This is a genomic window from Delftia sp. WY8, assembly GCF_018437695.1.
GTDB lineage: Bacteria > Pseudomonadota > Gammaproteobacteria > Burkholderiales > Burkholderiaceae_C > Comamonas > Comamonas tsuruhatensis.
In genome coordinates, this window is record NZ_CP049795.1 from 4,187,237 (window position 1) to 4,213,341 (window position 26,105).

Sequence of the window (26,105 nt, forward strand, 5' to 3'; positions counted from 1 at the left end):
AGCTCAATTCTCAGGCAATATGGAATGAAAGATGACTTTGGCGGGATTGCCAAAGACCGTCGAACCGGCCGGGACGTCCTTGACAACCACAGCTCCTGCACCGACGGTGGCGCCCTCGCCGATTTGTATTCCAGGGAGAATGGTCGCGTGCGGATTGACTACGGCTCTTGCGCCTATACATGTCCCGCCACCAATAAAAACCATGGCACCAATCTGGGCGTAGTCGCCAATATGAGCGTCATGCCCAACCACGGTCATGGTGTGAATGTTTGCGAAGTCGCCAATCCATACATCGGGACTGATCTGAACTCGGCTGCAGAGGATGCAGCCCTTTCCAATGCGAATCCTTGGATTCAGGAAAGCTCCGGTAAGCAAGGGAATGAACTCCGCACCTCGCGTGAGCAGGGGCTGGGAATAATCATGCCTTGCGGCTGGAGCGCCTATGGCGCATACAAAGGCATCTTCTGGGGCTGGCACATAGTCCAGCGGGTTGCCAAGAATGGGGGTGTCACATCCGGTATCGCCCAGCAATCCCGGGCGGCTGTCCAGAAAACCTTTGATTGTCCAGTCTTTGCCATTGGCGGGGTCATCCTGCATTTGTGCAAGGACTTCGCGCCCCCATCCCCCCGCACCAATGATCAGTATCTTGTGTATCAAAGAATCGCTCCTCCATCCATGACCAGGCTGGTTCCGGTGACCCAGCGGCTGGCGTCAGAAAGCAGGTACACCGCCGCATTGGCGACATCCTCTGGAGTACCGAGGCCTAGGGGGTGTCGGATTTTCTGGGCTTCAAGCTGGTCGGCTCCCCACATCGGCGTGACCACGGCCGAAGGGGATATGCCGTTGACCCTGATCTTGCGCTTGGCCTGCTCCAGTGCCAGACAGCGAATGATGCCCGTCAGGCCAGCCTTCATTGCCGAGTAGGGGCCTACACCGCGAGTGCCGATGTGTGCAGCCGTGGAGAGCAGAAAAATGATGGACCCGCTCGGTTCGAGCGCTCCTGTCTGGAGCAGGCGCTGGGTCAACATGACAGGCGCGAGAAAGTTGATGGCATACATGTCTGTCATCGCTTGCTCACTGAGCTGCCGGATTGGGCAGTGCTTTTGCTGTCCCGCGCAATGCACCAAACCATTGACTGATGAAGCAATGGTCGCCAGGCGCTCGCGGTCTACCGAAGAGGTCAGATCTGCCGACATCTGTACATGGTCGGCCCCCTTCTTCAACCGGGTGTAAGTCTCTTCGAGTCTCTTTGCGTCGCGTCCCGTGATGATGAGGCGAGCTCCGCGCTGGGCACAAGTGATTGCAGTCTGCCGTCCAAGGCCGGAAGACGCACCAGTGACAAGAATCGTCTTGCCTTTGAGAGTGAACGGATCGTGCACTGGGGCGTTCATGCGTAAATGTCCATGGGAATGGTCAGACCACCGTCAACGATGAAATAGTTGCGCGTCAACCAGCGGCTTGCGTCCGAGAGGTAGAACACCGCCGCATAGGCGACATCTTCTGGCTCGCCCAGTCCGAGAGGTGCCAGCTCAAGCAGGCTGCCCATGTTGGCGCCGCCCTGACTCAATCCATCGAGCAAGGGCGTGCGGACATAGCCGGGTGCAATGCAGTTGGCTCGTATGCCTTGCTTGGCCACTTCCTGCCCCAGAGTGCGGACGGCTCCCAGCAATGCGGCCTTGCTTGCCGCGTAGGCAGCGCTGGCCATGGGGCCGATGTGCGACGCGACCGATGTGACGAAGACGATGGAGCCCTGAGGGGAAATGCGCTTTTTGGCGAGCAACCCTTTGGTCAGCAGAATCGGTGCGAACGTATTGCTGGCAAAAATTTCGTCCAGGTGCGTCTCGTTGACCATGCGAAACGGCACGAGCTTGGAAATTCCTGCCGCGTGCACTACGCCGTTGAGTACGCCTGCCGCCGTGACCAAGCTGTCCAAATCTGCCGCATTGGAAAGGTCGGCAACGATGGATTGATGTCCATCGCCCTGCAGGGCCTCGTAGGTGGAGGCCAGCCGGTCGGGGTTCCGGCCGGTGATGACCAGTTCAGCGCCTTGCTCGGCGCAGGAAATGGCAATCTGCCTGCCTATGCCGGAAGAAGCGCCGGTGACGAGAATTCGCTTGCCCGCCAGCGAGAAGGGATCGGGGGTACTCATTGCTCGACCATTGCTGGAAAGCGGGCGCTTTCTATGTCCACGATGGCCGTTCCCCAGGAAAGACCAATGCCGAAGCCGCACAGCAGCAGTCTGGCCCGGGCTCCGTCCAGCTGTTCGTGCAGGCGGGCAGTCACGGTGACCGGAAGCGAGGCGCCGCTTGTGTTGCCGAAATCGTGCAAAGTGGAAGGCACCTTTTCTGCAGGCAGTCCCAGCTTCTTGCGGATGGTCTCGTTGATCATCCGATTGGCCTGGTGAAAGATGAAATGGTCGATGCTGTCCTTGGATGTCCCGGTGTGCTCCAGCAGCTTTTCGACCGATGGCGGGATGCGCTGGGTGGAGAAGCTCAATACGGCAGGGCCATCGAGGATCAGGTCCATGGGAGAGCGCAGCACGCCATGCTGATCGCGTGTTGCCATGAGGTGCTCCACGCCAAAGGGCTCACGATGCCCGCCTGCCGGCAGCATGATGGCGCGGTAACCGCTTCCGTCGCTATTGAGGTCGAATTGCATGGGTGCTGCGCCGGGCGAGAACTCCAAGGCGGTGGCAGTACCTGCGTCAGAGAACAGAGGGTCCTTGACACTGCCGGACTTGTCTCCAACCAGCACCAAGCCCTTTTTGATGCCTCCAGCCGAGATCATGCTGCCCAGCAGATGCAGGCCGAATGGATAGCCTGAACAACCCAGGTTGACGTCGAAGGCGATGGTTGTATGAGGCAAGCCCAGACGGTCCTGCATGATGATGGCCGTGGCCGGAACGAGGTAATCCGGCGACTGGGTGACGACGATCAGCGCATCAATCTCTTCGCGCTGCCACTGCAGCTCTTCGAGCAGTTTTTCGGCGGCAGCCAAGGCAAGGTCGGAAAAGCATTGCCATTCAGAGCACAGGCGCCGGGTCTGGATACCGATGTTGCGCACCAACCTTTCCCGCTCCGAGCGTTGCGAAGGTGGGCAGTCCTCCAGATTGGACACCACCCGCTTGGGAACGCAACTGGCCATGCCCGCGAAGCGGACGTTGTGCAGAGTGGACAGCGCCATGGTGGTTATCCCAGCAGCTTGTAGAGATCAGCGATCGACGAGCAGTTCTTGAGGTCGTCGCCCGTGATGGTCTTGCCGTAGTCCACGTCGAACATGACGATCACGCCCAGCGCCGCCAGAGAGTCCCACTCGGGCAGGCTCTTGAGCTCGGTCTCGGGCGTCACTTCCACGGCTTCCTGGAAGTCCACGGCGGTCAGAAAGCTTTCGATGAATTGGTCAATGGAGGGCATGGGATGGGTTCCTGAAAAATAGGCTGGGCGCCTGCCTATGAGGGCAAACGCTTCGATGAATTTTCGCAGAGCCCTCCTGCGCCGGAAGGTTGGAACTGTAGGTAAAAGCGGGGCCTGTTCCGATGCTGCGAGAGGCGATTGTGTCCGTGCGAAGCCGGGGATGATGGCATACAGCCACGTGGCGTGCTTCCTGTTTTGTAGCAGCTGGTGACCGTTCCGTCTGGCAAAGGTGGAAGAAATGCGGTTTGCGCCCGCTTATCCGGGGGCCGTGCCTGCCGGCTTGCCTGCACGATGGCGGTATTTGTGCGGGTGTCGGCCTGGGCGCCGGGCCTGTGGTGGGGCGCTTGCCCGCAACCTTGATGACCAAGATGAATACGAACGAGCATTTGCAGCAGGCCCGCCAGTTGCACGACCAGTGGCAGTTCGAGCAGGCCCGCCAGGCTTACGAGAAGGTTCTGGAGCAGGAGCCTGCCCATGCCGAAGCCCTGCACGGCATGGCCCAGCTGCTGGGTCTGCACCAGCTGCGCAGTGCTGAGGCACTGCCCTATCTGGAGGCAGCCATCGGCGTGCGGCCTGCGGATTTTGGCTACTGGCGCCTGTACATCCACATGCTGATCCGCGAGGGGCTGCTGGACATGGCCATCTCGCTGATCGACGTGGCACGGGCCAACGGCATGCAGGAGATTGCGCTGGAACAGCTGGAAAAGGATGTGGCCCTGGTGCAGGGCGCGCAGGCCGCGGCTTTTTTGGAGGAGCAGGCCGCGCGTTGGCCGCTGGGACCGGCCGAGCCCGAGATGGCACCTGCTGCCGGCGATGGCCGAGGTCGGGTGCCCGAGGCGCAGCTGCGGCTGCTGGGGCAGCTGTTTGCCCAGCGCGAGCATGCCGAGGTCAGCCAGCTGGCGGGTTCGCTGGTGCGCCAGTATCCCAAGAGCGGCTTGGTCTGGAAGCTCAAGGCGGCAGCCGATCATGCGAACGGCCGCATCGAGGCCGCCCTGCAGGCCGCTAGCCAGGCGGCCAGCCTGCTGCCGCGCGATGCCGAGGTGCAGTTCAACCTGGGCGGCATCTGCCTGCAGGCAGGCCACGCAGCCGAGGCCGAGCGTGCGATGCGTGCGGCGTTGGCGCTGCGGCCGCATTGGACGCAGGCTTTCTCGCATCTGGGCGATGCGCTTTGTGCTCAGGACCGTACCGAGGACAGCCTGCCTTGCTATGTGAACGCGCTGCTGCTGGATCCAGACGACGCTGATAGTTTGTCGCGCCTGACGGCAGCACTACTGTGCACGGGCAGGCTCCAGGAATGCGCTCAATTTCTGGTGCTACTGATGAAGCAGCGGCCTCAGGACTTACGGCTTTGCCTAGCCAGCGCGCAGGTATTGAGCCAAGCAGGTTGGATGCTCCAAGCGGAAACAGCCTACCGGATGGCGCTCCAGATCGCGCCGGATAGCCTGGACTTGCTGCTCAAGCTGGGCCTGTTGCTCTGCGAAGGAGGACGGCTGGCGGAAGCAGAAACGTGCCTACTTAAGGCGCTACAGCTGCAGCCGGGCAATGTGGTGCTGTATTGCGAAACCGCCTTCACATTGTTTGCGCAAAAGAAATGGGACGAGGCTCTGGAAATGCTCACTCGGGCGTTGCAGATCGACGCCGACAATGCCCGTGCGCATACCCTGCGTTGTCAGGTACTGCTTGAGATGCGCGATTTGCCGGCGCTCGATTTGGCATTGCGGGAAGGGCTGGAGCGTTTGCCCGGCGATCGTCAGCTGATGTTTCAAAGGGCCGCCTACTTGGAGCGCAGTGGTGATGCGTCGCACCACATGCAGCAACTTGACGAACTGGCGCAGCTGCATCCGGACTACGAGCCGGCCTATAGCGCGAGGTTGTTCGCGATGATCCACTCGCCAAGTTCCTCGGCGGTTTCGGTGGGGCGTGCTAACCGTGAGTATGGGGCCCTTATGAGCCAGATCTACTCCGGTATGCAACGCGTGGAGTTCACCAATGTTAGGGATCCTGGCAAGGTATTGCGGGTAGGCTTTGTGTCCGGCGATCTGCGCAGACATGCGGCAGCCAAGTTCTTCCTGCCCGTGATGCGCGAGTTGTCAAAGCATGGCGGCATGGTCCACATCGCCTATTGCAACAACGAGATCCACGACGAGATTACCAAGGAGTTCCAAGGGCTATTCCAACTGTGGCGCGGCGTCCGCGATATGGATGTGCAGGCTCTGGCCGCCTTGGTACAGGCCGACGGCATTGACATACTGATTGATCTCAGTGGCCACACGCGGGGCCATCGACTGGACTTGTTCGCTGTACGTCCGGCACCTGTGCAGCTGACTTGGATAGGCAACCCAGGCAGCACTGGCTTGGAAACCATGGACTACATCGTACTTAGCGACTTAGTACTGGATCATGGCCTAGTCAAGACGCAGGTCACCGAACAGATAATGCGCCTGCCTTTGGCCTATGTTTTTGACGGCGGCATTCACCAGGAAGCCGTGGCGCCTCTGCCGGCCCTGCGCAATGGCCACCTGACGTTTGGCTCTTTCAACCGCCTGTCCAAGATCAACCGCAATGTGGTTGCAGTCTGGGGCGAGGTGCTGCGTGCCCTGCCCACGGCGCGGCTGAAGATTGCGGCCTGCCCTCGCTCCGGTCCTCCCCAGCACCTGCGCAACTGGCTGGCCGAGGAGGGCGTGGCCGCGCAGCGCGTCGATTTTGTGGAGCAGATGGGGTTCGAGCACTATCTGCAGGCCCACCATGACATAGACATCTGCCTGGATACCTTGCCTTTTACGGGCGGAGTGGTCACCAACCACGCACTGTGGATGGGCGTGCCCACGCTGACGCTGATGGGGGAACTGCTGGCGGGGCGGCAGTCGGCCGAAGTGATGGCTCGTGTCGGCCTGGACCAGGGCTTTGCAGCACGGGACCTGGCGCAACTGCTAGACCAGGCTGCGTACTGGCAGGCACATTTGCCGCAGCTGCAGCAGATACGCCAGGGGCTGCGCGCACGCCTGCAGGACCTGGAGCCGCAACAGGCGGATATCGTGGCGCGCTCGGTGGCGATGGGGATGCGCCAGGCCTGGGCCCGCTGGTGCCAGGGACAGGAGCCTGTGGATCTGCGTGTCTCCTATGAGGATCTGGGTCTGGCCGCTCCTGTGGCCCCCGTTTTGTAACAGCGAACCATGCACCGCGCGGATGGCCATGCCGCGCAGTGCAAAAAATCTTGTGAAGTCCCCCTAAAGTTCGCCGGGGCAGCTCCGAAAACCAACTCAGCAGAGGGACAAAAAGTCCTGAGCCCACCAAAAGCCGCGTAATTCGATGTGAAAGCGGCCGATGGTCGGATTGGGCCGCCGCCGCCCGCCTTGCGATAAGCGAGGGCACCGTGGCGGCGACGTAACTGACTTTACTAGGAGTTGTCACCATGGCCATGTCTATCAACACCAACGTGCAATCGCTGAACGCCCAGCGCAACCTGGCTACTTCGCAAAGCTCGCTGTCCACCACCATGCAGCGCCTGTCCTCCGGCCTGCGCGTCAACAGCGCCAAGGATGACGCAGCCGGCCTGGCCATCGCAGAACGCATGAACGCCCAGGTCCGCGGCATGAACGTGGCAGTGCGCAACGCCAACGACGGCGTGTCGATGGCCCAGACCGCTGAAGGCGCCCTGTCCAAGGTGACCGACGCTCTGCAGCGTATGCGTGAACTGGCTGTGCAGGCCCGTAACGGTACCAACGGCGCCAAGGACCAGGTTTCGCTGAACAAGGAATTCGTCGAGCTGGGCAAGGAAATCGACCGCGTGATCAAGGGCGCTGATTTCAACGGCAAGAAGATTCTGAGCACCGACGCCACCACGGACGGCTTCACATTCCAAGTCGGTGCTAATACCTCGGCCCAGGACACGATTAAGGTGACCACGACCAATCTGGGCACTGATACCGACATCGCAGCCATCACAGGCGCTTCTATTGGCAACACGGCAGCCGCAGCGCTGGATGCAACCGCTTTGGCGACCGTGATCGGCAACCTGGATACGGCCCTGGATAAGGTCAACTCCGAGCGCGCCGTGCTGGGGGCCACCCAGAACCGCTTCGAGGCCGTGGTCTCGAATCTGCAAGTGGCTTCCGAGAACACCGCTTCGGCCCGCAGCCGCATCATGGATGCCGACTTCGCTTCGGAAACCGCCAACCTGAGCCGCTCGCAGATCCTGCAGCAGGCCGGTACAGCGATGGTGGCTCAGGCCAACCAACTGCCCCAGGGCGTTCTGGCCCTGCTGCGCTGATAGTGCGAGTCCGGCGGCCTTTCCAAGCAAGAGGCGGCCGGAATTCTCCAGGCCCCAGGCATCTGCCTGGGGTTTTTTTATGGGCGAAAGGGCTGGCCAAGAGGGTGTTCGAAGGGTGAATTGGCGTCCGATCATGGGCTTTATCGGCGCTTTGGCGCAAGGGCTTTTCCGCACAATCATTGGCATCAGATAGGCAGAGCTGGAAGTCCTGGCGTGCTTTCTGGCGTTCTGGCGGCTTGGGGTCGTCGAACGGTTGGCCATTGTTCATGCCTAACGAGGAGCTGCCCCATGGCATCCATCATCAACACCAATCTTGTTTCGCTTAACGCCCAGCGCAATCTCAACACGTCCCAGTCGTCGCTGAGCACCACCATGCAGCGCCTGTCTTCGGGCCTGCGTGTCAACAGTGCAAAGGACGACGCGGCAGGCTTGGCCATTGCCGAGCGCATGAACGCCCAGGTGCGAGGCATGAATGTGGCCATGCGAAATGCCAACGACGGCATCTCCATGGCGCAGACGGCGGAAGGCGCGCTAGGTAAGATCGGCGACAGTCTGCAACGCATGCGCGAACTTGCGGTTCAAGCTGCCAACGACACCAACGGTTCGACGGACCGTGGATCGTTGAACAAAGAGTTTCAGCAGCTGGCGCAGGAAATTGCACGCATAGTTGGAAGTACAAGCTTCAATGGTCGCCAACTGTTAAATAGTGCGGATGCGACAGTTTTTCAGGTGGGCGCTAACACTGGCGCTGACAATCAGATCACGATTTCTGCTGTGAATCTGTCAGTTGCTGCGCCTGGTGGATTGGGCGTTACTGCAGGAACACCCCCAACGCTGAGTGGCGCCTTGGGCTCCTTGCTTGGTGCAAGCAGCTCCGCCGCTGACGCACGCCTGTCGATGGCTGCCATCGACACAGCATTGGATGAAGTCAACAACACGCGTGCCACTTTCGGTGCTGCGCAGAATCGTTTCGAGGCCGTAATTTCCAACCTGCAGGTTGCCTCGGAAAACACAGCGGCTGCACGATCGCGCATCATGGATGCCGACTTCGCTGCCGAAACCGCCAACCTGAGCCGCACACAGATCCTGCAGCAGGCCGGCACAGCCATGGTGGCCCAGGCCAACCAGCTGCCCCAGTCGGTGCTCAAGCTGATCCAGTAAGAGGGAGCCTGCGGGGCTTTTGAGCCTGGCTGCGCAGGGCGTAGCCAAAAAAAGCCTCAGGTTCGGGAGAAACCGGTCGATAAGATACCGGGGAATGCCTTCGGGCATTTGGTGTGCGTGTTCGCAAGGACGCGTTCTGCGCTGTGGCGCGGAGGTGTTCTGCACTTAGAAAGGGATGGTCATGGCCACCTTGAGCTCAGCTGGCATCAGCGGCAGCGGCCTGGACGAGACGATGATCGCCAAACTGGTGGCCCTGCAAAGGCAGTCACTGGTTCCGCTTCAGCAAAAAGCGTCTGTTCTGGATTCCAAGATATCCACGTTCGGGCAGATCAAGTCCCTGATGTCCACGCTTCAGGACGCGGCCACTTCGCTGGCCGATGCCGATACATGGCGCCTGACCAATGCCACCACGACCAATACGGCCGTGACTGCCACGGTGACGGACGCCAATGCTCTGCCCGGATCTTCGGTGATCTCGGTGACGGATCTGGCGCGCAGCCAGTCTGTTGCGACCGCTGTCATGCCGGCGTCCACCCAGTTCGGGGCTGGCAAGCTCACCATCACCATGGGCAGCTGGGACAAGACTGGCGACCAGTTCAGCAATCCCGGCACTCCCGTGGAGATCGATATCGCGGCCGGTGCCAAGCTGGAAGACGTGGTCCAGGCCATCAATAGCAAGGGAACGGGCGTGGTGGCGTCGGTGCTCAAGGATGCCCAGGGTGAACGCCTGGTGCTGCGCTCGCGTGCCACGGGTGCCGATGCCGGCTTCACGGTCGGTGCCAGTGGCGATGCCAGCCTGTCGGCCCTGGCCTTCAACGGCAAGGCAACCACGAGCTCCGTGGCGCAGTACGCCCAGAATGCCGAGATCAATGTCAATGGCATTACGGTGCAGTCGACCACCAACGAGTTCAAGCAGACCGTGCCTGGCCTGAACATCACCGTGAACCAGGTGACGGCGGCCGCCACCCCGGTGACGGTGACGGTGTCCTCGGACACTGAGGGCATGAAGAAGAAGATCCAGGCCTTCATGGATGCCTACAACGCGCTCAATGACGCGTTGGCCAGCTCGACCAAGTACGACGCCGAAAGCAAGGCTGCCGGCGTGCTGCAGGGCGACTCCACCACGGTGGGCATGACCAACAGCCTGCGCAGCGTGGTCTCGGGTACGGTTGCTGGCGCAGCGGACACGCTCAAGCGCCTGTCGGACATGGGCATTCAGATCCAGAAGGGCGGCAAGCTCGCCTACGGTACGACAGCCAGCGACAAGACCAAGCTGGACGCAGCGCTGAAGGACCCCGAGTCCATGAGCAAGATGTTTGCCGCCGTGGGAACGGACGGGCAGCCTGATACGCAGGGCCTGGCCGCGCGCATGAAGGATTTCACGCGCAAGGCGCTGGAATTCGATGGCACCTTCGACACCAAGAGCAAGAGCCTGCAGGAACTCAAGAAGAGCAACGGCAAGTCCCAGGACCGGATCAATGACCAGGCCGATTCGCTGGAAAAGCGCCTGCGTGAGCAGTACGCTTCGCTGGACAAGAAGATGAGCGGCTATTCGGCGCTGAGTGCCTACATGAACCAGCAGGTTTCCCAGTGGAATAAATAGACAGGAGCCATGCGGAGCGGCGGTCCTGTTTTCTGTAACCAATGCCCGGTGCCTCTAAATTTTCGGGCATTGCAGCCGAAGAACAAGACATCAAGGAAACGAACATGTACACATCGCTCAACCGTCGTGCTGCAAGTGCCTACGCCCAGGTCGGCGTCCAGTCCTCCGTGGACGGCGCATCGCCCCATCAACTGATCCAGCTGCTGTTCGACGCGCTTGAGAAAGCGCTGAACGCGGCCAAGGGAGCCTTGCAGCGTGGCGACATCGGCGAGAAAGGTGTGCAGATCGGCAAGGCCGTGCGCATTCTGGAGGAAGGCCTGAAGGCCTCCGTCAATCCCGATGAAGGCGGCGAGCTGGCCCAGAACCTGATTTCCGTCTACGACTACAGCATCACCCAGCTGACGCTGGCCAATCTGCGCAACGACGCAGCGCTGCTGCAAAGCGCGCAGGACGTGTTGGCTCCGATTGCCAATGGTTGGCGTGATATCGCCAACACGCCAGCCGTTGCCGGGACCTAGAAATGGAGTTGACATTGATTGACTTTTACCGGGCCATAGAAGACAGCAGCGCCAAGATGCTGCAGGCCGCACAGAACAAGGATTGGGAGGGAGTGACGCGCTACGAAGGCACCTGTGCCGTGCTGATCGAGCAGCTGCGGCTCAAGTCCCATGACGAGCCGCTGGCGCCTGAGCAACGCAAGGAGAAGGCCCGCATCATGCAGCGCATCCTGCGCAACGATGCCCAGATCCGCACGCTGGCCGAGCCCTGGCTGGCACAGTTCGAGCACATGTTCGACGGTCAGCCCCACGCCATGCATTGAGCCATGGCCTGACGGCGGCAGCTGCATCTGCAGCTTCCTGCCGGACATGAAAAAACCGCCTGAGATCCAGGCGGTTTTTTCATGGGTGGAATCTGCGGATGGCAGCGGCTGCAGATCAGGCCGCAGGTTCGGCCGCTGCGGGTCGCCGTATATCGATCAGGCCGCCGGCGCGGGCTGCACCTGCAGTTCGCTGAGCATGCGCAGCAGGTTGCGGTTGACGTCCTCGATCTCGAAGTCGTTGTCTTCGCGCAGCTGGCGAATCGGTGCGGGATCGTCGGATTCCAGCGCAATGGCCATCATCAGGGCCGGCGCGTAGGGGCCGGTGCGCGTCACGGCCGCGTCGAAGACGCGTTCGGACAGCGGTACGCGGCGCAGCACGGTGGGCAGGGGCTCGCCCAGCAATTGGTCCAGCTGCGAGAACAGGCCCAGCAGATAGACCTCGCGCTGCAGGTCGTGGCTGATGCCGGCTTCGATCAGGCGTTCGGTCAGGCTGGCGCGCAGCCGGATGGCGGTGCGCACGGGTATCAGGCTGGGCTCGGTGCAGGCGTGGGGCAGCTGGTCCGACAGCCAGCGCTGCAGCGTGCCGTAGCCCAGCATCACCAGGCCGCGGCGCAGCGAGTCCACATTGCCCCGCAGGCCCAGGGCCGCGGAGTTGGTGTAGAGCATGAAGCGATAGGCCAGGATGGGGTCCTCGCCCAGGATCTGCTCGAAGGCTTCCAGCGATTGCTCGGCATCGACGGCACGCATCAGCGCAAGCACGGTGTCGCGGCTGGGCAGGGCGGGGTGATGGCGCTGGGCATGCAATGCATCGGCCACGGGCCAGCCGGCGATGGCGCCCGCATGGAAGCTGTCCAGGCACAGATCGGCCAGAGCCAGGCTTTCCAGCCCTTCATACATCTGGCCGCCCAGCAGCTGCAGGGGGGGCAGGGTGGGGGCGGGCCTGGCGGCCTGCTTGAGGGCCTGGAGCTTGGTCGGCGCTTCGGCGGCCTGCGCGGCCTGCTGCAGCGCAAGCACGGTCTGATTGGGCATGCCCGAGGCGCCTTCGGGCGGCAGGTGCAGCAGGCTGCTGGCAAACCAGTGGGCGGCCTGGGCGTCGGGCACGTCGGACAGCGGGCCGCGCCAGACCAGCATCAGGCCGCGCGCATGGGCCTGGCGCACCAGGTCATAGATGGCGGAGTCCTGCAGCCAGTCGCCGCGCACCTCGATCCAGGGGCTTCCCTTGGAGGCGTTCTCCAGCAGGTCGCACAGCACCTGGCGGGATTGGGGCGACAGCAGCACCGGCGGCGACTGCGTGCCCCAGGTCTCGCGCAGTATGCGCAGCAGGTGGGCCACGTCGGCCTGGACGCCGGGCTCCTCGTGAAGATAAAGCTGCACGCCCGCCAGACGGCGGGCCTGGTTCCAGAGCGGCCTATAGCCGAGGGTCAGAGAGCTCAGGACGGACTGGACCATGGATGCATGCGCGGGCGGTTATCAGTTGATGAAGTTGAACAGTGACAGTTTCTGGATCGAGGCGTAGGACTGCAAGGCCGCCTGCATGCCCACCTTCTGCATGTCCACATCGGAGAGGGCCTTGATCATATCGATGTCTTCGGCCCGCGAGCGCGCTGCTTCCTGCTGGTCCGCCTGGTTCTTCATGTCGTCTTCGAGGCGGTCGGCGCGGTTGAGCTGGTCGCCGGCGAAGCTGCGCATGGCCTGGACGCGGCTCATGCCGGCGTCGAGTTCGTTGAGGCCGCGGCCCAGCGCCTGCTGCATGGCGCCGGCATCGGTGGCGCCGTTCTTCACGCCCGCGATCACGTTGTCCAGCACGCTGAACAGGTCGGTGCGCTGGCTGGGGCCCAGCGTGAAGCTGTCGCCCGTGGCCAGGTTGCCCGAGATCTTCATCGACATGCCGCCCACGGTGATGGTGTCTCCGGCCGTGTAGGGAACGGCCGGGCCGGTCGTGCCACCGGAGGTGACGGTGTAGCTCAGGGCGCCCGTCGTGGCGTCCTTGGTGAAATTCAGGGTGTAGCTGGCGCCCGTGATGGCGCTGGGGTCCGACACCGTGCCCAGGTCGGCATAGGCCGAGCTGCCCGTGGGCGACTGGCGCGTCACGGCGAACACGCCGTTGCCCGTGGGCACGTTCATCCAGGTCGCAAAGCCGTCCAGCGCCAGCGGCAGGCCGTTTTCGCTGCCCGTGGCCTGGCCCGGTTGCAGCTGGGAATTGGTGCCGGGGTTGCCGTTGGTGAGAGGGTCTTCCTTGCTGCCCAGTCCGCGGAAGATGGGCAGGCCGTTGGAGTCCTTGGCATTGGCGTAGCTCAGCACCTGGTTGCGTATGCTTTCGAGCTGCTGCACCAGCGCATCGCGCGCCTTCTGGTCATAGGAGCCATTGCCGGACTGCAGGATCAGGTCGCGGAAGTCCTTGAGCGCGTCGTGGGCGGTGCCCAGCTTGGATTCGCCCTGGGCCATCACATCGCGCTGCAGGCCCAGCACACGCTGGTCGTTTTCCGAGCGGGAGATGCGCGTGAGCGCGCGCTCGGCCTGGGCGGCGGCCACGGGGTCGTCGCTGGCGCGCACCACGCGCTTGCCGGAAGTGGTCTTTTCCATCAGGTCCACCAGACTCGTATTGCGCGAGTTCAGGTTGTTGATGGTGCTTTCGTACATGTTGGCCGTGCCAATGCGGGAGATGCTCATGGTGGAATGCTCCTGTCCTGTGATCAGCGGCCCACGGTCTGCAGAACGCTGTCGAAAATGCTTTGCGCGACCTGCAGCATCTTGGCCGAGGCCTGGTAGGACTGCTGGTACTGCAGCAGCTTGGCGGCCTCTTCGTCGAGGTTCACGCCCGAGACGGCCGTGCGGTCCGCTTCCAGGTTCTTGGCGATGGTCTCGGACAGCTTGGCCGCGTACTGCGCGCTCTGTGTGCGGGTGCCCACCTGGGCCATGGCGGTGGAAAAGCCGTCGCTCAGCGTGGTCGATCCATCGAAGAGCTTGCTGTCGCGCAGCGCCAGGAAGGAGCTGGCATTGCCGGCATCGCGCTGGTAGGCCGTGCCGTATTGCGGATCGGTGGCCTTGCCCAGCGTGACCTTGTCGCTGTTGGTTCCGTTGATGGCGGGCGTGCCGGTGATCTTGACCTGCAGGCCCGGCGCCAGCTGGATGGCCTGGCCGGAGGTGTACAGGCCCGTGGCCGGGATGCCGCCTGCCGGTGCCGGGGTGATGGTGTACTCCAGCTGTCCGGCAGCGTTCTTGCTGAACGACACCTCGGCGCCGGCAAAGGTCGACAGGTCGAAGCCCGCGCTGACCTGGATGCCGCCCATCTGCAGCGTGGCGTCGCCCAGGGACTTGATGCTGGCGGCCACAGGGTTGGCCACGGCCAGGTCGTTGGGCGAGTGCACGGCGGCCTGGATGTCGTGGGCGCCTGCCGCCATGGGGCGGAACAGGATGGAGTTGCCCTGCACGCCTTCGGCCTTGAGGTCGAAGCGCAGGCCGTCGATCTCCTTGGAGCTCAGGTCGGCCATGTCGGTGAAGTCCGTGACCTTGCCGTCGGACAGGCGGATGACCTTGCCCGCTGGGGCCGTGCTGCCGAAGACGACCTGGTAGTCGGAGGCCTTGAGCTGGCTGGCATCGACCACCGTGGTTGTCGGCGTGGTGGCACCTGTCCACTGGGCGCCCGTGGTCGAGCCGTTGCTGACCATGGACAGCTTGAACAGATTGCTGCCGCTTTGTCCCGACAGCGTCAGGCCGAGGTTGTTTTGCTGGTTCAGCGTGTCGCCGATGGCCAGTGCCATGCGGCCCAGCAGGTTGCGGCCCTCGGTCAGGTCGCTGCCCTGGAACTGCAGCAGGCCGGCGATCTCGCCGCCACCCAGCATGGAGGGCGTCAGCTCCACGCTCTGGCCGCCGGGCTGCTGGAAGTACAGGGCCATCTTGCCGCTGCCCGGAAACTCCGTGGCTTCCTTGAGCGTGAGCTGGGCCGAACTGGAGCCCAGCACCAGCGGCTGGCTGCCGCCCACGAACAGGCTGATGGTGCCGTCGTCCGCGGGGATCTGGCTGGTCTGCACATACTTGTTGATATTGCGCACCAGCTGGTCGCGCTGGTCCAGCAGGTCGTTGGGCGTCTGGCCCGAGGCGATGGAGCGGCTGATCTGCGCATTGAGCGTGGCCACCTGGCCAGCCAGGCTGTTGACCACGGTCACATCGTTGCCCATCTGCTGCTTGGCGCTGTAGTCCAGCTCGTCGAGCTGGGCCGATGCCGAGCGAAAGCGCGCCGCCAGCTCGTTCATGCGCGTGAGCGCCACCTGGCGTGCCGACGGGTCGGTGGGCGCGCCGGCCACATCGCCGAACGAATTCATCATGTCCGTGATGGCCGCGCCCAGGCCGGTCTTGCCGCCGCTGAACACTTCCTGCATCTGCGCCAGCGAGGTGGCGCGCGCCGAATCGGCCGCCGACACGGCGCTGGCCGTGGCCGCCTGGCGGTTCAGCAACTCGTTGAAGTTGCGCAGGATGGTGTTCACATCCACGCCATTGCCGATGTAGCCGCTGCCCATGTTCTGGCCCGGCGAGGTCTGGAAGGCCACGCTCTGGCGCGAGTAGCCGGCCGTGTTGACGTTGGCGATGTTGTGGCCGGTGGTCTGCAGGGCGATCTGATTCGCCATCAGGGCGCGGGATCCGACGTTCAAAAGGCTCATGGCGTGTTCTCGGTTTAGGCTTGTGCGCGTGCCGCGCTCTGCACGGCGCTCTGGATGGCGCGGCTGAGCTTGCTGGCGTATTCGGGATCGGTGGCGTAGCCGGCTTTCTGCAGCTCGGTCGCATAGGCCAGGGCCGAGTCGGTCTTGCCCATGGCTTTCTCGTAGCGCGGATTGCTGGTGATCAGCCGCGCATAGTCGCGGAAGGACTCCTCGTAGGAGCCGTAGGCGCGGAACTTGGCCGTGACCTTGCGCGCCACGCCGTCGATGTATTCGGTGGTCGTGACCTCGGCGACCTTGCCCGTCCAGCCCTTGCCGGCCTTGATGCCGAAGAGGTTGTGGGCATTGCTGCCATCGGCGTTCTTGATCTCGCTCTTGCCCCAGCCGGTCTCGTGGCCGGCCTGGCCCAGCATGAAGGCGGCCGGAATGCCGCTTTCCTGCGCCACGCGCGCCGCGGCGTCGCCATGGTGGGCCACGAAGTTGTCGCGGCCCTTGGGCGCGGGTGCGTAGGCGTTGACGGACTGGGCCGCACTGCTGCGGCTGCCGCTCCAGGCGCCGATGGCAGCGGTGCCGCCGGCGGCGCCATTGGCATTGGTGGCCGTGCTGCGCCAGGCGATGCGGCTCATGCTCAGCGTGGAGGGCACGGAGATCTCGGCATCCTCGGCGGCTTCCGAGCCCATGGTGCGGGCCAGCTGGCGCGTGATGGCATCCGACAGTCCGCCGGGCTGGCCCGACATGGCCACCGACAGCTGCTGGTCCAGCATGTCGGTGCTGAGGTTGCCCTGTGCGCTGTCGAGCAGGCCGGACTTCATGGTCGCCTCGCGCATGCTCTTGATCATCTCGCGCATGAACAGCGATTCCAGCTGTTTGGCGGTTTCCTTCGCGGCCTGCGGGCTGTTCTCGCCGGCCGCGAACTTGAGTGCGTTGAGGGACCGGGCGTCGGCCGCCAGCGCATTGCTGGCCGCAGTCTGCGATCCATTGGGAAGTGCGATGCTCATATCACCTCCAGTTCGGCGTTGAGAGCGCCTGCGGCCTTGATGGCCTGCAGGATGGCCAGCAGGTCCTGGGGCGTGGCGCCCAGCGTGTTGAGTGCGCGCACCACGTCGGTGAGCTGCGGGGAGCCGGGCATGTTGATGATGTTGCCGGGCTCCTGCTTGATCTGGATGTCGGACTTCTGGGCCACCACGGTCTGGCCCTGCGAGAAGGCGCCGGGCTGGCTGATCACCGGCGTGGTGCTGATGGTGATGGCCAGGTTGCCGTGGGCGATGGCGCAGGGGCCCAGGGTCACGGCCTGGTTGAGCACGATGGAGCCCGTGCGTGCGTTGATCACGACCTTGGCCGAGGGCTTGGAGGTCTCGATCGGCATCTCCTGGATCTCGGCAATCATGCGCACGCGCGATCCCGGGTCCTGGGGCGCGGATACGCGCACGGTGCGCCCGTCCAGCGCCTGCGCCACGCCCTGGCCCATGCGCTGGTTGATGGCGCGCACCACCTTGTCGGCGGTCTGGAAATCGGTGGCGTTCAGGCCCAGCGTGATGCTGTCGCCTTCGTTGATCGGGGTGGGAACTGCGCGTTCGACCTGGGCGCCCTGCGGCACGCGGCCCGCGCTCAGGTGGTTGATCTGTACCTTGGAGCCGCCGGCCGAGGCGCCAGCGCCGCCGACCACGAGGTTGCCCTGGGCCAGCGCGTAGATCTCGCCGTCGGCACCGCGCAGCGGCGTGGTCACCAGGGTGCCGCCCTTGAGCGACTTGGCATTGCCCACGGAGGAGACGACCACGTCGATGGTCTGGCCTGGCTGGGCAAAGGCCGGCAGCTCGGCGGTGACGATCACGGCCGCCACGTTCTTGAGCTGCAGCTGGCCCGCGTTGCCTGTGGCGGGCAGCGAGATGCCCATCTGCTCCAGGTAGTTGGCCAGGGCCTGCTTGGTGTAGGGCATCTGGGTGGTCTGGTCGCCCGTGCCGTCGAGGCCGACCACCAGACCGTAGCCGGTCAACTGGTTGCTGCGCACGCCCTGGATGGCAGCGACCTCCTTGATGCGTGTTGCATGCGCCGGCAGGGTCAGCATGCTGGCGCCGAGGGCGGCTGCAACCCAGAAGGGGCGCTGCGCTTGGCGCAATGTCAGGAGCATGGACAGTACTTTCATGCTGTCCATTCTCCGGAGAATCAGAACGGCATAACGTTCAAAAAGAACCGGGACAACCAGCCAATTGACTGCGCTTCCCCGGCCTGCCCGCGGCTGCGCGATTCCACGCGCACATTGGCCACCTGGGTCGAGGCGACCAGGCTGCCGGGCTGCATGGTGCGCGGATCCACCGTGCCCGTGAAGCGCAGCACATCCACGTTGTGGTTCACGCCGATCTGCTTTTCTCCGGCGATCACCAGATGGCCGTTGGGCAGCACATCGACCACCGTCGTGCTGATGGCGCCCGTGAACGTGTTGTCGCTGGACGTCGAGCCCGAGCCCGTGTAGTCGTTGTTGTTGTTGAAGCCGATGTTGGAGCGGTCCTTGAGATTGGCCAGCGCATTGCCCGAAAACAGCGGCAGCGCCGAAATCCCGGCCGTGGTCTTGTTGGACCGCTTGAGGCCCGAATCCGACTTCTGGCTGGCCGTCACACGCTCCACGATCTGCACCGTCACCAGGTCCCCCACCAGGCGCGCACGCCGGTTCTCGAAACCGGGCCGGTAGCTGGCCGCGTTGAACAGGCTGCCCGTGGGGCTGCCCGCCACCGGGGCGGGCTGCGGCAGCACCGGCGGCGCCGTGGACGGCATGTCCACCGGCGGCGGGTCATTGAGCGTCGTGCAGCCCGACAGGACTGCCGCCAGCGCCAGGCACGTGCCCGTCGCGGAAAGGGAGAAGGTTCGTTGGGTCATGGCGATGTTCCCGGTGTTTCAGTGATCCATGCTTCGCATGAACCTGGCGAGCCATAGGCATGTGGCGCGACCCCGGAGACCGGCGCGGCCCAGGTCAGGGACGCCGAGCAAGGGCCGCCCCGCAGCGAGGGCGTCGTCCCCCTCCCTCGCGAAGCGAGTAGAGAGGGGGAAGCGGCGAAGCCGCTCAGGGGGAGAGATCAATTACAACTGCGCCAGCTTGGCCAGCATCTGGTCCGACGTCTGGATGGCCTTGGAATTCATTTCATAGGCGCGCTGGGTCTGGATCATGGTCACCAGCTCCTGCACCACGTTCACGTTCGAGCCTTCCAGGTAGCCCTGCTTGATCATGCCCATGCCGTTGACACCGGGCTGGCCCTGCTGGGGCTGGCCCGAGGAAGCGGTTTCCGTGAACAGGTTCTGGCCGCGCGGCTCCAGGCCGGCCGGATTGATGAACTGGCTCATCGCGATGTTGCCCACCTGCTGGGGCGCAGCCTGGCCGGCCATGGTCACGCTGACCACGCCCTCGGGGCTGATAGACACCTTGGTCGCGCCCTGGGGAATGGTGACGCCGTTGGCGATGGGCATGCCGCTGGCAGTCACCAACTGGCCCTGGGCATCGACCTGGAAGGAGCCGTCGCGGGTATAGGCCGTGGTGCCGTCGGGCATGTTGACCTGGAAGAAGCCGTTGCCGTCGATGGCCACGTCCAGCGCATTGTTGGACTGCTGCAGGGCGCCCTGCAGGAAATTGCGCGAGGTGGCCACCGTGCGCACGCCCAGGCCCAGGTGCAGGCCCGTGGGCAGCTGGTTCTGCTCGGTGGTCTGGGCGCCCGACTGGCGCAGGTTCTGGTAGATCAGATCCTCGAACACCGCGCTGGCGCGCTTGTAGCCCGTGGTCGAGACGTTGGCCAGGTTGTGGGAGATCACATCCAGCTGGGTCTGCTGGGCTTCCATGCCGGTCTTGGAGATGAACAGCGAATTGATCATGGCGTTTTCCTTTTCAGTGCTTTCAGCCGTTCATGCTCAAGAGTTGGCTGGCCGTCTTGTCATTGGTTTCTGCGGTCTGCAGCAGGCGCATCTGGGTCTCGAACTGGCGGGCGGCGGCAATCATGCCGACCATGGTCTCCACCGAATTCACGTTCGAGCCTTCGATGGCGCCCGACAGCAGGCGGGCGTTCTCGTCGTTGGGCAGCGGCTCGCCGTTGCCCGTGCGGAACAGGCCGTCGTTGCCGCGCACCAGCGCAGCGTCCTCGGCCGGCGTGGCCAGCTTGACGCGGCCCACGGCCACGGGCAGCTGGTTGCCGGTCTTGGCGGTCAGCGTGCCGTCGGAGCCCAGGGAAATCGTGGACTCGGGCGGAATGTCGATGGGGCCGCCGCCGTCCGACAGCACGGCCTGGCCGTTGCTGTTGACCAGCTGGCCCTCGGGGGAAACCTCGAACACGCCGTTGCGTGTGTAGGCTTCCTGGCCGTCCAGGCCCTGGACGGCGAACCAGGCGCGGCCCATGGCCATGGCGTCCAGTGCGCGGCCCGTGCGCTGGGTGGGGCCGGGCGTGTCCACGTAGCCGGAGGTCGCCTCCAGCGCGAACACGCGCGTGCCCGCGCCGCTGCCCTGCAGGGGCACGGAGCGGAAGGTGGACATTTCGGCCCGAAAGCCATTGGTGCCGGCATTGGCCAGGTTGTGGGCCAGCACGGACTGACGCTGCGCCGCTGCGTTGGCGCCCGTCATGGAGGTGTAGATGATGCGGTCCATGCCGGCTCTCCTGACTCAGTTCTTGGCTATCAGCGCAGGTTCACCAGGGTCGAGAAGACCTGGTCCTGGGTCTTGATGGTCTGGGCATTGGCCTGGTAGGCGCGCTGCGCGGTCATCATGTTCACCAGCTCGGCGGTCAGGTCCACGTTGGAGTCCTCCAGCGCGCCCGAACGCAGCGAGCCGAAGGTGCCGGACTGGGCCGTGCCGTTGAGCGCCGGGCCCGAATCCGAGGTTTCCACCCACTTGTTGTCACCCACGGCGCCCAGGCCCTGGGTGTTGGTGAAGGCGGCCAGGGCCAGCTGGCCCTCGGTGCGCGTCACGCCGTTGGAGTAGGTGGCCACGATGGCGCCATCGTTGCCGATGTTGATGCCGGTGAGCGCGCCCGAGGTGTAGCCGTCCTGCTTGAGGCTGCTGACCGCGAACTTGGTGCCGAACTGGGTCACGCTGGAGAAGTCCAGCGTCACGCCGGCCGTGCCGTTGATGGTGCCGGGCGTGGGCGCGTTGGGGTTGCTGCTCTTGATCTGCGCCGTCACGGGGCTGCCGCTGGTGATCTTGCCGGAGGCATCGAACACCAGGGTGGTCAGCAAGGTGGCGACCTTGGGCGGCGATGCCGTGGGGTCGTCCAGGCCGTCGTAGACCTTCCAGGTGTTGGACGCCGCGTCCTTCTCGAAGTACATCTGCACCGGCGTGGGCACGCCCTGGCTGTCATAGACGTTGATCGAGGTGCCATAGGTGGCGCGTGGCGTGGCGGCAACGGGAGGCGTGGCTGTGGGGTTGCCTGCCGCGGGCGTGGCGCGCGCATCGAGGTTCAGCTCCACATTGATCTTGGTCGTGGTCTTGGCCGCAATCGGCTGGCCCGACGGGAAGACCATGGGCACGGGCTGGCCGCCGGCCAGCACCTTGCCCGTGGTGGCGTCCACGGGGTAGCCCATGACGTTGTCGCCCTGCACGGTCTTGAGGTTGCCCTGCTTGTCCAGGCCGAAGCTGCCGGCGCGCGTATAGGCCGTGCTGCCATCGGGCTGGCGCACCACGAAGAAGCCGTTGCCGTTGATGGCCACGTCCAGGTTGTTGCCCGTGGTCGTGATCGGGCCCTGGCGGAACTGCTGGGTCACGGCGGCCACGTTGACACCGATGCCGCTGGTCTGGCCGCTGGCCGAGCCGACGGCGCTGGCCACGGCCTCGGCGAACTCGGCGCGCGAGGACTTGAAGCCCGTGGTGTTGGCGTTGGCGATGTTGTGGCCGATCACGTCCAGGTTCTTGCTGGCGGCGTTCAGACCCGAGAGGCCTTGTTGGAATCCCATGGTGTGCTCCTGCGATGGTTTGGGGTGTTTGGTGCGGTGTTCAGTACACGGCCTTGACGGAGGTGTAGGCGACGTTGGTGCCGTCGTCCAGCTCCAGCGTCAGCTTGCCGTCGGTGGTGCCCGTGGCAAGCACCGCGTGGGGCGACAGCGTGGTCGAGGCCACGGCCTTGTCGGCATTCGTGGCCTGCACCGTGTAGCGCAGCTGGCTGGCATCGCCCGTGTACTTGCTGCCGTCCCAGGTGAAGTAGTTGCGGCCCGCGGTGCCGCTGCCCAGCTCGACGGTGTCCACCAGCTCGCCGCCGGCCGTGGTGATCTGCACCTTGACATCGGCGGCCGGGCCTTCGAGGTCGAAGGCCGCCGTATAGGACTTTTCCTTGCCCACGCCCAGGGTGTTGCCCTCGGTCAGCACGGTGCGGCCGATCATCTGCGTGCCCTGCAGCACCTGCATGGCCGTGAACTGGCCGGCCATGCTTTCCATGGTCTTGTTCAACTGCTGGATGCCGGTGACGGTGTTGATCTGCGCCATCTGCGAGGTCATCTGCGCGTTGTCCATCGGATTCATGGGATCCTGGTTGTTCAACTGCGCGACCAGCAGCTTCAGGAAACGGTCCTGCGCTGCTGCGGGGTCGGTGTTCGAATTGCTCGTGGTGTTCTTGTTGTTGAGGTCGGCCGTGCTGGCGACGCTGCCTGCGCCATAGATCATGGGAGTGGCTCCTGGAATGTGGTGCGGACGGGGCTCACTGGCCCATCTGCAGGGTTTTGAGCAGCAGCGACTTGGTCGTGTTCATGACCTCGACGTTGTTCTGGTAGGAGCGCGAGGCCGAGATCATGTTGACCATCTCGTCCACGGCGCTGACGTTGGAATGCGTCACATAGCCTTCGGCATCGGCCAGCGGGTGCTGGGGATCGTGGATGCGGCGGCCCGGCGTGTTGTCCTGGCTGATGGCGCTGACGCGCACGCCCGAGGAGCCTTCCTCGCCCATGGGCACGGTCTGGAAGACCACCTGGCGCGCCTGGTAGGCCTTGCCGTCGGGGCCGGCCACGGCATCGACGTTGGCCAGGTTCGAGGCCACGACGTTCAGGCGCTGGGACTGGGCGCTGACGGCACTGCCGGAGATGCTGAAGATGGAGAACATGGACATGGGAAAGCTCCTGTGGTCTGTGGCGCCGGCTTACTGGCCCTGGATGGCCGACAGCATGGTCTTGGCCTGGCCGTTCAGAAAGCGCAGCGTGGCTTCGTAGCGCACGGCGTTGTCGACGAAGTTGGCGCGTTCGCGGTCCAGGTCCACGGTGTTGTTGTCCATGTTGGTCTGGGCCTGCACCGAGTAGCCGAGATGGCTTTGCGCGCTCTGCCCCGAGGCGGCGGCAGGCAGCGGAATGTGGCCGCCCTGGCTGACGCTGGCCAGCGTCATGGGCGAGGGGCCGGAGGTGACGGCCGTCAGCGCCTCGCGGAAATTGAAGTCGCGTGCCACATAGCCCGGGGTGTCGGCATTGGCGATGTTGCTGGCGATTGCACGCTGGCGCTCGGCGCGCAGCACCAGCGCCTTGCTCTGGAAATCCAGTCGTTCAGTCATCTTGTCGAGCATGTCGGCCTCGCCCTCTGGGATTTGCGGTGATCGGTTGACGAAATGGCGGCAGCCCACGGACTGCGGCATGCGTCGATTATGGAAATCGGGCCCGAACGCTAAAGCGCAAAGAAAGCGCGTTTGCCTGCGCAGTTCGGCGCTTCGGAAAACGGCGCCCGCCCTATATTTGCTGGCATCGCTCCATGTATCCCGCCCATCCTGACGGGGTGCCGGAGCAAGTCAGGAGCCCCAGCCATGTCGAACTTCAGCACCGCCCATCCGCCTTCCGCCGCCCGAGCCTTCGCCCGCGCCGCCGCATGCGCTGCGCTCGCCGCTGGAGCATCGCTGGCAGGCAGCGCGTTCGCGCAGAACGCGCCCGATGGCGCGGCCCAGCTCAGCCAGATCGGCCAGCGCTTTGCCGACGAGGCCCTGCAGCAGGGCATGGCCGGTGCGGGCGCCCTGCCCCTGCGCATGGAAGTGCAGATGGGCCAGCTCGATCCCCGCCTGCGCCTGGCCGCCTGCGCCAAGGTCGAACCCTATTTGCCCGCAGGCTCGCGCCTGTGGGGCCGTACCCGCCTGGGCCTGCGCTGCCTGCAGGGCGCCGTGGCCTGGAATGTGTTCCTGCCCATCACGGTCAAGGCCTGGGGGCCTGCCTGGGTGCTGCAAAATGGCGTGCCTTCGGGCCGCCCGCTGTCGGCCGGCGACGCCGTCCAGGCCGAGGTGGACTGGGCCGAGGATTCGGCCGCCGTCTACGCCAACCAGCAGGACTGGGTGGGCCTGGTGGCTTCCCGCCCACTGGCCGCAGGCCAGGCACTGCGCCAGAACATGCTGCGCACGCCGGCGCTGTTCGCGGTGGGTGCCGAAGTGCGTGTTCTGGTCAATGGTGGTGGTTTTTCCGTCACATCGTCGGGCAAGGCCATGTCTGCCGCCGGCGAAGGCCAGACCGTGCGGGTTCGCATGGATAATGGCCGGCTCATCTCCGGGGTGGTGAATCCCGAGGGCGTGGTGCTGGTGCAGTAAAAAAACCTCAAGTTTTGTTCCAGGCAGTCGAAAGCTAGGCACAGCGCCTTACGCCGCCAGGGCGATTGGAGAATCAAGATGAAGATAGGTCAAAAACCGGAACTGCCCGCCGCTGCCTCCCAGGCCGCCGCCAAGCAGCCCAAGACAGCCAGCGCCATTGCCAGCGAGGAATCCTCCGCACAGGCCCAGCCTGCCAAGGCGGCCGGTGTTCCCGTGTCGTTCTCGAACTCGGCCCGCGCACTGGACCAAACTGGTCGTGCCACCGCCGACTTCGATGCCAACCGCGTCAAGGAAATCCGCGAAGCCATTGCCAACGGCACCTTCCGCGTGAACGCCGACGCCGTGGCCGACAAGCTGCTGGCCAACTCCGAGGAATTCCTCTCGCACTCGCGCGTCTGAGCGCGGGTTCGGTTCTTTCTCGGTTTTTTCCTTCCGGCGCGAGCACGCGCTTTCTTTTTTCAGCAAGGCCTGTCCCATGACTCTCAGCGAGATGCTCGATTCCCTGGACGCGGTGGTCCGGATGGTGTCCGCCTCGCTGCAATCGAAGGATGCGGTCGCGCTGGAGCAGTCCAGTACCCGGCTGCGCGATGCCATGGTGGCGTTTTCCGAACTGGCCCGCCGCTTCAGCGCGGCCGACTGGACGCAGGAGCTGCGCGAGCGCGCCCAGGCACTGGGCGAGCAGATGGCCATGCAGCGCGACCAGCTGGCGCGCATGGCGGTGGTGGCCCAGCACCAGGCGGCGGCGCTGATTCCCCAGGCTTCGGACCAGGCCACGTATGGACGTGACCTGTATGGAAACCCTCACGCCGGACCGGGCAAGGCGCGCATCTACCACTCGGCCAGCTGAAGCAGCCTCCTTCTTCCTTTTTTCCTGTCCTGATCAACCCTCCGGCATGCGTGCCCGAGGGGTTTGTCTTTTCCGGGGTGGCGTCGGCGTGACGCGCCTGCCGGCCGGTGCAGGCAGGGCTGCGCATCGGAAGGCGACCCTCCATGCGCGGGAGGAGGTCACGCTTGCTGAAAAAGACGGGCTGCTTTGGGCCGTGCGGTGACGGGCGGCCAGGAATGGGGAGGGTGGGCAAAGGCCCGGTTCGGCGAAAGCGGAACAACGCCTTGAAGAAGGCCGGATCCTGCGCGTGCCGGAAAGACGCAGCCATGCGATGGTGCGCGCAAATGCTGTTCGGTCTGCGGTCTGCGGTTTGGGTGGGCAAAGAGGGTCCGGCCGGGGCCGGACGTCCTCAGACCTGCATGTTCATCACGTCGGTATAGGCCTGCACGAGCCGGTTGCGCACCTGCATCGTGGCCTGGAAGCCGATCTGTGCCTTTTGCATGGCGATCATGGTTTCTTCGAGGCTGACGGCCGGGTTCTCCAGCTGCACTTCACGCTGCAGCTGGCTGGAGTGGTTCTGGGCTGAACTGACGGACTGCAGCGCGCCTTGAAGGGCCTGGCTGAAGCCGCCAGCCGCCACTTTGGTCGATGCGTCGCCTGCGCCCACGCCTTTGGGGAGCTGGGTGCCGTACAGGGGAGAGGTGGTACTGGGGATGCGAAGGTCCATGACACATTCCATCGGAGTTAGCAAGATGACGAGATCGTAGGTCGGCAGGGTTTTCGCATCCGGGCAAATAGAAGGTCAAACGGCGCGCTTATCGGGCGAATGTGAAGCGGCGGACTTCGAATAATC

General features: G+C 64.2%; 27 protein-coding genes. 9 read left to right on the forward strand and 18 right to left on the reverse strand.

Going from position 1 to position 26,105, the window contains the following annotated elements; translation table 11 throughout:
• Positions 1-3: 3 nt before the first annotated feature.
• Genes G4D77_RS19295 through G4D77_RS19315 form a run of 5 tightly spaced genes read right to left on the reverse strand, consistent with a single transcriptional unit; the run spans position 4 to position 3,413 of the window.
• The gene (locus G4D77_RS19295) at positions 4-657 is read right to left on the reverse strand and encodes an acetyltransferase (protein ID WP_016454342.1); all 654 of its coding nucleotides are present in this window, start codon (positions 655-657) and stop codon (positions 4-6) included.
• Entirely contained in the window at positions 654-1,391 is a 738-nt protein-coding gene (locus G4D77_RS19300; protein WP_016454341.1) for an SDR family NAD(P)-dependent oxidoreductase, read from the reverse strand. The genes G4D77_RS19295 and G4D77_RS19300 overlap by 4 nt, the downstream gene beginning before the upstream one ends.
• Positions 1,388-2,149, reverse strand: coding sequence for an SDR family NAD(P)-dependent oxidoreductase (locus G4D77_RS19305; RefSeq protein WP_016454340.1), 762 nt, complete (start codon positions 2,147-2,149; stop codon positions 1,388-1,390). Before G4D77_RS19305 ends, G4D77_RS19300 begins: the two co-directional genes overlap by 4 nt.
• Positions 2,146-3,183, reverse strand: coding sequence for a ketoacyl-ACP synthase III (locus G4D77_RS19310; RefSeq protein ID WP_016454339.1), 1,038 nt, complete (start codon positions 3,181-3,183; stop codon positions 2,146-2,148). Before G4D77_RS19310 ends, G4D77_RS19305 begins: the two co-directional genes overlap by 4 nt.
• A gap of 5 nt (positions 3,184-3,188) precedes the next feature.
• Positions 3,189-3,413, reverse strand: coding sequence for an acyl carrier protein (locus G4D77_RS19315; RefSeq protein WP_016454338.1), 225 nt, complete (start codon positions 3,411-3,413; stop codon positions 3,189-3,191).
• 359 nt (positions 3,414-3,772) lie between these two features.
• Here G4D77_RS19315 and G4D77_RS19320 point away from each other — a divergent pair, with 359 nt between their 5' ends.
• From G4D77_RS19320 to G4D77_RS19345, 6 genes are all read left to right on the forward strand, one after another.
• Positions 3,773-6,577, forward strand: coding sequence for a tetratricopeptide repeat protein (locus G4D77_RS19320; protein WP_016454337.1), 2,805 nt, complete (start codon positions 3,773-3,775; stop codon positions 6,575-6,577).
• A gap of 248 nt (positions 6,578-6,825) precedes the next feature.
• Complete coding sequence (locus G4D77_RS19325) at positions 6,826-7,683, forward strand: flagellin N-terminal helical domain-containing protein (protein WP_016454336.1); 858 nt, start codon at positions 6,826-6,828, stop codon at positions 7,681-7,683.
• 288 nt (positions 7,684-7,971) lie between these two features.
• Positions 7,972-8,844: a flagellin domain-containing protein gene (locus G4D77_RS19330; protein ID WP_016454335.1), complete on the forward strand. Its 873-nt coding sequence runs from the start codon at positions 7,972-7,974 to the stop codon at positions 8,842-8,844.
• 181 nt (positions 8,845-9,025) lie between these two features.
• Positions 9,026-10,447, forward strand: a complete 1,422-nt coding sequence (gene fliD / locus G4D77_RS19335; RefSeq protein WP_016454334.1) for a flagellar filament capping protein FliD — start codon at positions 9,026-9,028, stop codon at positions 10,445-10,447.
• A 104-nt stretch (positions 10,448-10,551) separates the two neighbouring features.
• Entirely contained in the window at positions 10,552-10,965 is a 414-nt protein-coding gene (gene fliS / locus G4D77_RS19340) for a flagellar export chaperone FliS (RefSeq protein ID WP_016454333.1), read from the forward strand.
• 2 nt (positions 10,966-10,967) lie between these two features.
• Positions 10,968-11,267 carry a flagellar protein FliT gene (locus G4D77_RS19345; RefSeq protein WP_016449305.1) on the forward strand — a complete coding sequence of 100 codons (300 nt, stop codon included), beginning with the start codon at positions 10,968-10,970 and terminating at the stop codon, positions 11,265-11,267.
• A gap of 156 nt (positions 11,268-11,423) precedes the next feature.
• On the opposite strand, the gene G4D77_RS19350 is transcribed toward G4D77_RS19345, so the two are convergent.
• From G4D77_RS19350 to flgB, 12 genes are all read right to left on the reverse strand, one after another.
• Entirely contained in the window at positions 11,424-12,716 is a 1,293-nt protein-coding gene (locus tag G4D77_RS19350) for an HDOD domain-containing protein (protein ID WP_016449306.1), read from the reverse strand.
• Positions 12,717-12,737: 21 nt separating this feature from the next.
• The gene (gene flgL, locus G4D77_RS19355; RefSeq protein WP_016454332.1) at positions 12,738-13,937 is read right to left on the reverse strand and encodes a flagellar hook-associated protein FlgL; all 1,200 of its coding nucleotides are present in this window, start codon (positions 13,935-13,937) and stop codon (positions 12,738-12,740) included.
• A gap of 23 nt (positions 13,938-13,960) precedes the next feature.
• Entirely contained in the window at positions 13,961-15,925 is a 1,965-nt protein-coding gene (flgK, locus tag G4D77_RS19360; RefSeq protein WP_034366512.1) for a flagellar hook-associated protein FlgK, read from the reverse strand.
• A 14-nt stretch (positions 15,926-15,939) separates the two neighbouring features.
• Entirely contained in the window at positions 15,940-16,920 is a 981-nt protein-coding gene (gene flgJ, locus G4D77_RS19365) for a flagellar assembly peptidoglycan hydrolase FlgJ (RefSeq protein ID WP_016449309.1), read from the reverse strand.
• On the reverse strand, positions 16,917-18,065 hold the full coding sequence (locus G4D77_RS19370) for a flagellar basal body P-ring protein FlgI (protein ID WP_016449310.1): 1,149 nt from the start codon (positions 18,063-18,065) through the stop codon (positions 16,917-16,919). The genes flgJ and G4D77_RS19370 overlap by 4 nt, the downstream gene beginning before the upstream one ends.
• 20 nt (positions 18,066-18,085) lie before the next feature.
• Positions 18,086-18,793, reverse strand: a complete 708-nt coding sequence (locus G4D77_RS19375; protein ID WP_012202559.1) for a flagellar basal body L-ring protein FlgH — start codon at positions 18,791-18,793, stop codon at positions 18,086-18,088.
• 201 nt (positions 18,794-18,994) lie between these two features.
• Entirely contained in the window at positions 18,995-19,777 is a 783-nt protein-coding gene (flgG, locus tag G4D77_RS19380; RefSeq protein ID WP_012202560.1) for a flagellar basal-body rod protein FlgG, read from the reverse strand.
• 22 nt (positions 19,778-19,799) lie between these two features.
• Positions 19,800-20,540, reverse strand: coding sequence for a flagellar basal body rod protein FlgF (locus tag G4D77_RS19385; RefSeq protein WP_016449311.1), 741 nt, complete (start codon positions 20,538-20,540; stop codon positions 19,800-19,802).
• Positions 20,541-20,569: 29 nt separating this feature from the next.
• The gene (gene flgE, locus G4D77_RS19390) at positions 20,570-21,841 is read right to left on the reverse strand and encodes a flagellar hook protein FlgE (RefSeq protein WP_017403966.1); all 1,272 of its coding nucleotides are present in this window, start codon (positions 21,839-21,841) and stop codon (positions 20,570-20,572) included.
• A gap of 40 nt (positions 21,842-21,881) precedes the next feature.
• Positions 21,882-22,544: a flagellar hook assembly protein FlgD gene (locus G4D77_RS19395; RefSeq protein ID WP_043790864.1), complete on the reverse strand. Its 663-nt coding sequence runs from the start codon at positions 22,542-22,544 to the stop codon at positions 21,882-21,884.
• Positions 22,545-22,578: 34 nt separating this feature from the next.
• A complete protein-coding gene (gene flgC, locus G4D77_RS19400; protein WP_016449314.1) occupies positions 22,579-22,983 on the reverse strand; it encodes a flagellar basal body rod protein FlgC in 405 nt (134 codons plus the stop codon).
• A 30-nt stretch (positions 22,984-23,013) separates the two neighbouring features.
• The gene (gene flgB / locus G4D77_RS19405; RefSeq protein ID WP_013800365.1) at positions 23,014-23,427 is read right to left on the reverse strand and encodes a flagellar basal body rod protein FlgB; all 414 of its coding nucleotides are present in this window, start codon (positions 23,425-23,427) and stop codon (positions 23,014-23,016) included.
• Between the two features lie 234 nt (positions 23,428-23,661).
• Between flgB and flgA the strand changes: the two genes are divergently transcribed.
• The 3 genes from flgA to G4D77_RS19420 all read left to right on the forward strand — a co-directional run bounded on the left by flgA (position 23,662) and on the right by G4D77_RS19420 (position 25,273).
• Positions 23,662-24,426, forward strand: a complete 765-nt coding sequence (flgA, locus tag G4D77_RS19410; RefSeq protein ID WP_154833317.1) for a flagellar basal body P-ring formation chaperone FlgA — start codon at positions 23,662-23,664, stop codon at positions 24,424-24,426.
• Between the two features lie 78 nt (positions 24,427-24,504).
• On the forward strand, positions 24,505-24,825 hold the full coding sequence (flgM, locus tag G4D77_RS19415; RefSeq protein WP_016449316.1) for a flagellar biosynthesis anti-sigma factor FlgM: 321 nt from the start codon (positions 24,505-24,507) through the stop codon (positions 24,823-24,825).
• 76 nt (positions 24,826-24,901) lie between these two features.
• Positions 24,902-25,273, forward strand: coding sequence for a hypothetical protein (locus G4D77_RS19420; protein WP_154833319.1), 372 nt, complete (start codon positions 24,902-24,904; stop codon positions 25,271-25,273).
• 388 nt (positions 25,274-25,661) lie between these two features.
• Here the strand turns inward: G4D77_RS19420 and fliE are convergent, their stop codons facing one another.
• Positions 25,662-25,979, reverse strand: a complete 318-nt coding sequence (fliE, locus tag G4D77_RS19425) for a flagellar hook-basal body complex protein FliE (RefSeq protein ID WP_016449318.1) — start codon at positions 25,977-25,979, stop codon at positions 25,662-25,664.
• Positions 25,980-26,105 lie beyond the last annotated feature (126 nt).

What these genes read in the sequence shown, in the direction of transcription:
- G4D77_RS19320 (WP_016454337.1), top strand. Translation starts at nt 3,773, where the DNA reads ATGACCAAGATGAATACGAACGAGCATTTGCAGCAGGCCCGCCAGTTG.
- G4D77_RS19305 (WP_016454340.1), bottom strand. Translation starts at nt 2,149, where the DNA reads ATGAGTACCCCCGATCCCTTCTCGCTGGCGGGCAAGCGAATTCTCGTC.
- flgL (WP_016454332.1), bottom strand. Translation starts at nt 13,937, where the DNA reads ATGAGCATCTCCCGCATTGGCACGGCCAACATGTACGAAAGCACCATC.
- flgG (WP_012202560.1), bottom strand. Translation starts at nt 19,777, where the DNA reads ATGATCAATTCGCTGTTCATCTCCAAGACCGGCATGGAAGCCCAGCAG.
- G4D77_RS19350 (WP_016449306.1), bottom strand. Translation starts at nt 12,716, where the DNA reads ATGGTCCAGTCCGTCCTGAGCTCTCTGACCCTCGGCTATAGGCCGCTC.
- flgE (WP_017403966.1), bottom strand. Translation starts at nt 21,841, where the DNA reads ATGGGATTCCAACAAGGCCTCTCGGGTCTGAACGCCGCCAGCAAGAAC.
- flgM (WP_016449316.1), top strand. Translation starts at nt 24,505, where the DNA reads ATGAAGATAGGTCAAAAACCGGAACTGCCCGCCGCTGCCTCCCAGGCC.
- flgB (WP_013800365.1), bottom strand. Translation starts at nt 23,427, where the DNA reads ATGCTCGACAAGATGACTGAACGACTGGATTTCCAGAGCAAGGCGCTG.
- G4D77_RS19395 (WP_043790864.1), bottom strand. Translation starts at nt 22,544, where the DNA reads ATGATCTATGGCGCAGGCAGCGTCGCCAGCACGGCCGACCTCAACAAC.
- flgC (WP_016449314.1), bottom strand. Translation starts at nt 22,983, where the DNA reads ATGTCCATGTTCTCCATCTTCAGCATCTCCGGCAGTGCCGTCAGCGCC.
- G4D77_RS19300 (WP_016454341.1), bottom strand. Translation starts at nt 1,391, where the DNA reads ATGAACGCCCCAGTGCACGATCCGTTCACTCTCAAAGGCAAGACGATT.
- G4D77_RS19315 (WP_016454338.1), bottom strand. Translation starts at nt 3,413, where the DNA reads ATGCCCTCCATTGACCAATTCATCGAAAGCTTTCTGACCGCCGTGGAC.
- fliE (WP_016449318.1), bottom strand. Translation starts at nt 25,979, where the DNA reads ATGGACCTTCGCATCCCCAGTACCACCTCTCCCCTGTACGGCACCCAG.
- G4D77_RS19330 (WP_016454335.1), top strand. Translation starts at nt 7,972, where the DNA reads ATGGCATCCATCATCAACACCAATCTTGTTTCGCTTAACGCCCAGCGC.
- flgA (WP_154833317.1), top strand. Translation starts at nt 23,662, where the DNA reads ATGTCGAACTTCAGCACCGCCCATCCGCCTTCCGCCGCCCGAGCCTTC.
- flgK (WP_034366512.1), bottom strand. Translation starts at nt 15,925, where the DNA reads ATGAGCCTTTTGAACGTCGGATCCCGCGCCCTGATGGCGAATCAGATC.
- fliD (WP_016454334.1), top strand. Translation starts at nt 9,026, where the DNA reads ATGGCCACCTTGAGCTCAGCTGGCATCAGCGGCAGCGGCCTGGACGAG.
- G4D77_RS19420 (WP_154833319.1), top strand. Translation starts at nt 24,902, where the DNA reads ATGACTCTCAGCGAGATGCTCGATTCCCTGGACGCGGTGGTCCGGATG.
- G4D77_RS19375 (WP_012202559.1), bottom strand. Translation starts at nt 18,793, where the DNA reads ATGACCCAACGAACCTTCTCCCTTTCCGCGACGGGCACGTGCCTGGCG.
- G4D77_RS19310 (WP_016454339.1), bottom strand. Translation starts at nt 3,183, where the DNA reads ATGGCGCTGTCCACTCTGCACAACGTCCGCTTCGCGGGCATGGCCAGT.
- G4D77_RS19345 (WP_016449305.1), top strand. Translation starts at nt 10,968, where the DNA reads ATGGAGTTGACATTGATTGACTTTTACCGGGCCATAGAAGACAGCAGC.
- flgJ (WP_016449309.1), bottom strand. Translation starts at nt 16,920, where the DNA reads ATGAGCATCGCACTTCCCAATGGATCGCAGACTGCGGCCAGCAATGCG.
- G4D77_RS19370 (WP_016449310.1), bottom strand. Translation starts at nt 18,065, where the DNA reads ATGAAAGTACTGTCCATGCTCCTGACATTGCGCCAAGCGCAGCGCCCC.
- G4D77_RS19325 (WP_016454336.1), top strand. Translation starts at nt 6,826, where the DNA reads ATGGCCATGTCTATCAACACCAACGTGCAATCGCTGAACGCCCAGCGC.
- G4D77_RS19385 (WP_016449311.1), bottom strand. Translation starts at nt 20,540, where the DNA reads ATGGACCGCATCATCTACACCTCCATGACGGGCGCCAACGCAGCGGCG.
- fliS (WP_016454333.1), top strand. Translation starts at nt 10,552, where the DNA reads ATGTACACATCGCTCAACCGTCGTGCTGCAAGTGCCTACGCCCAGGTC.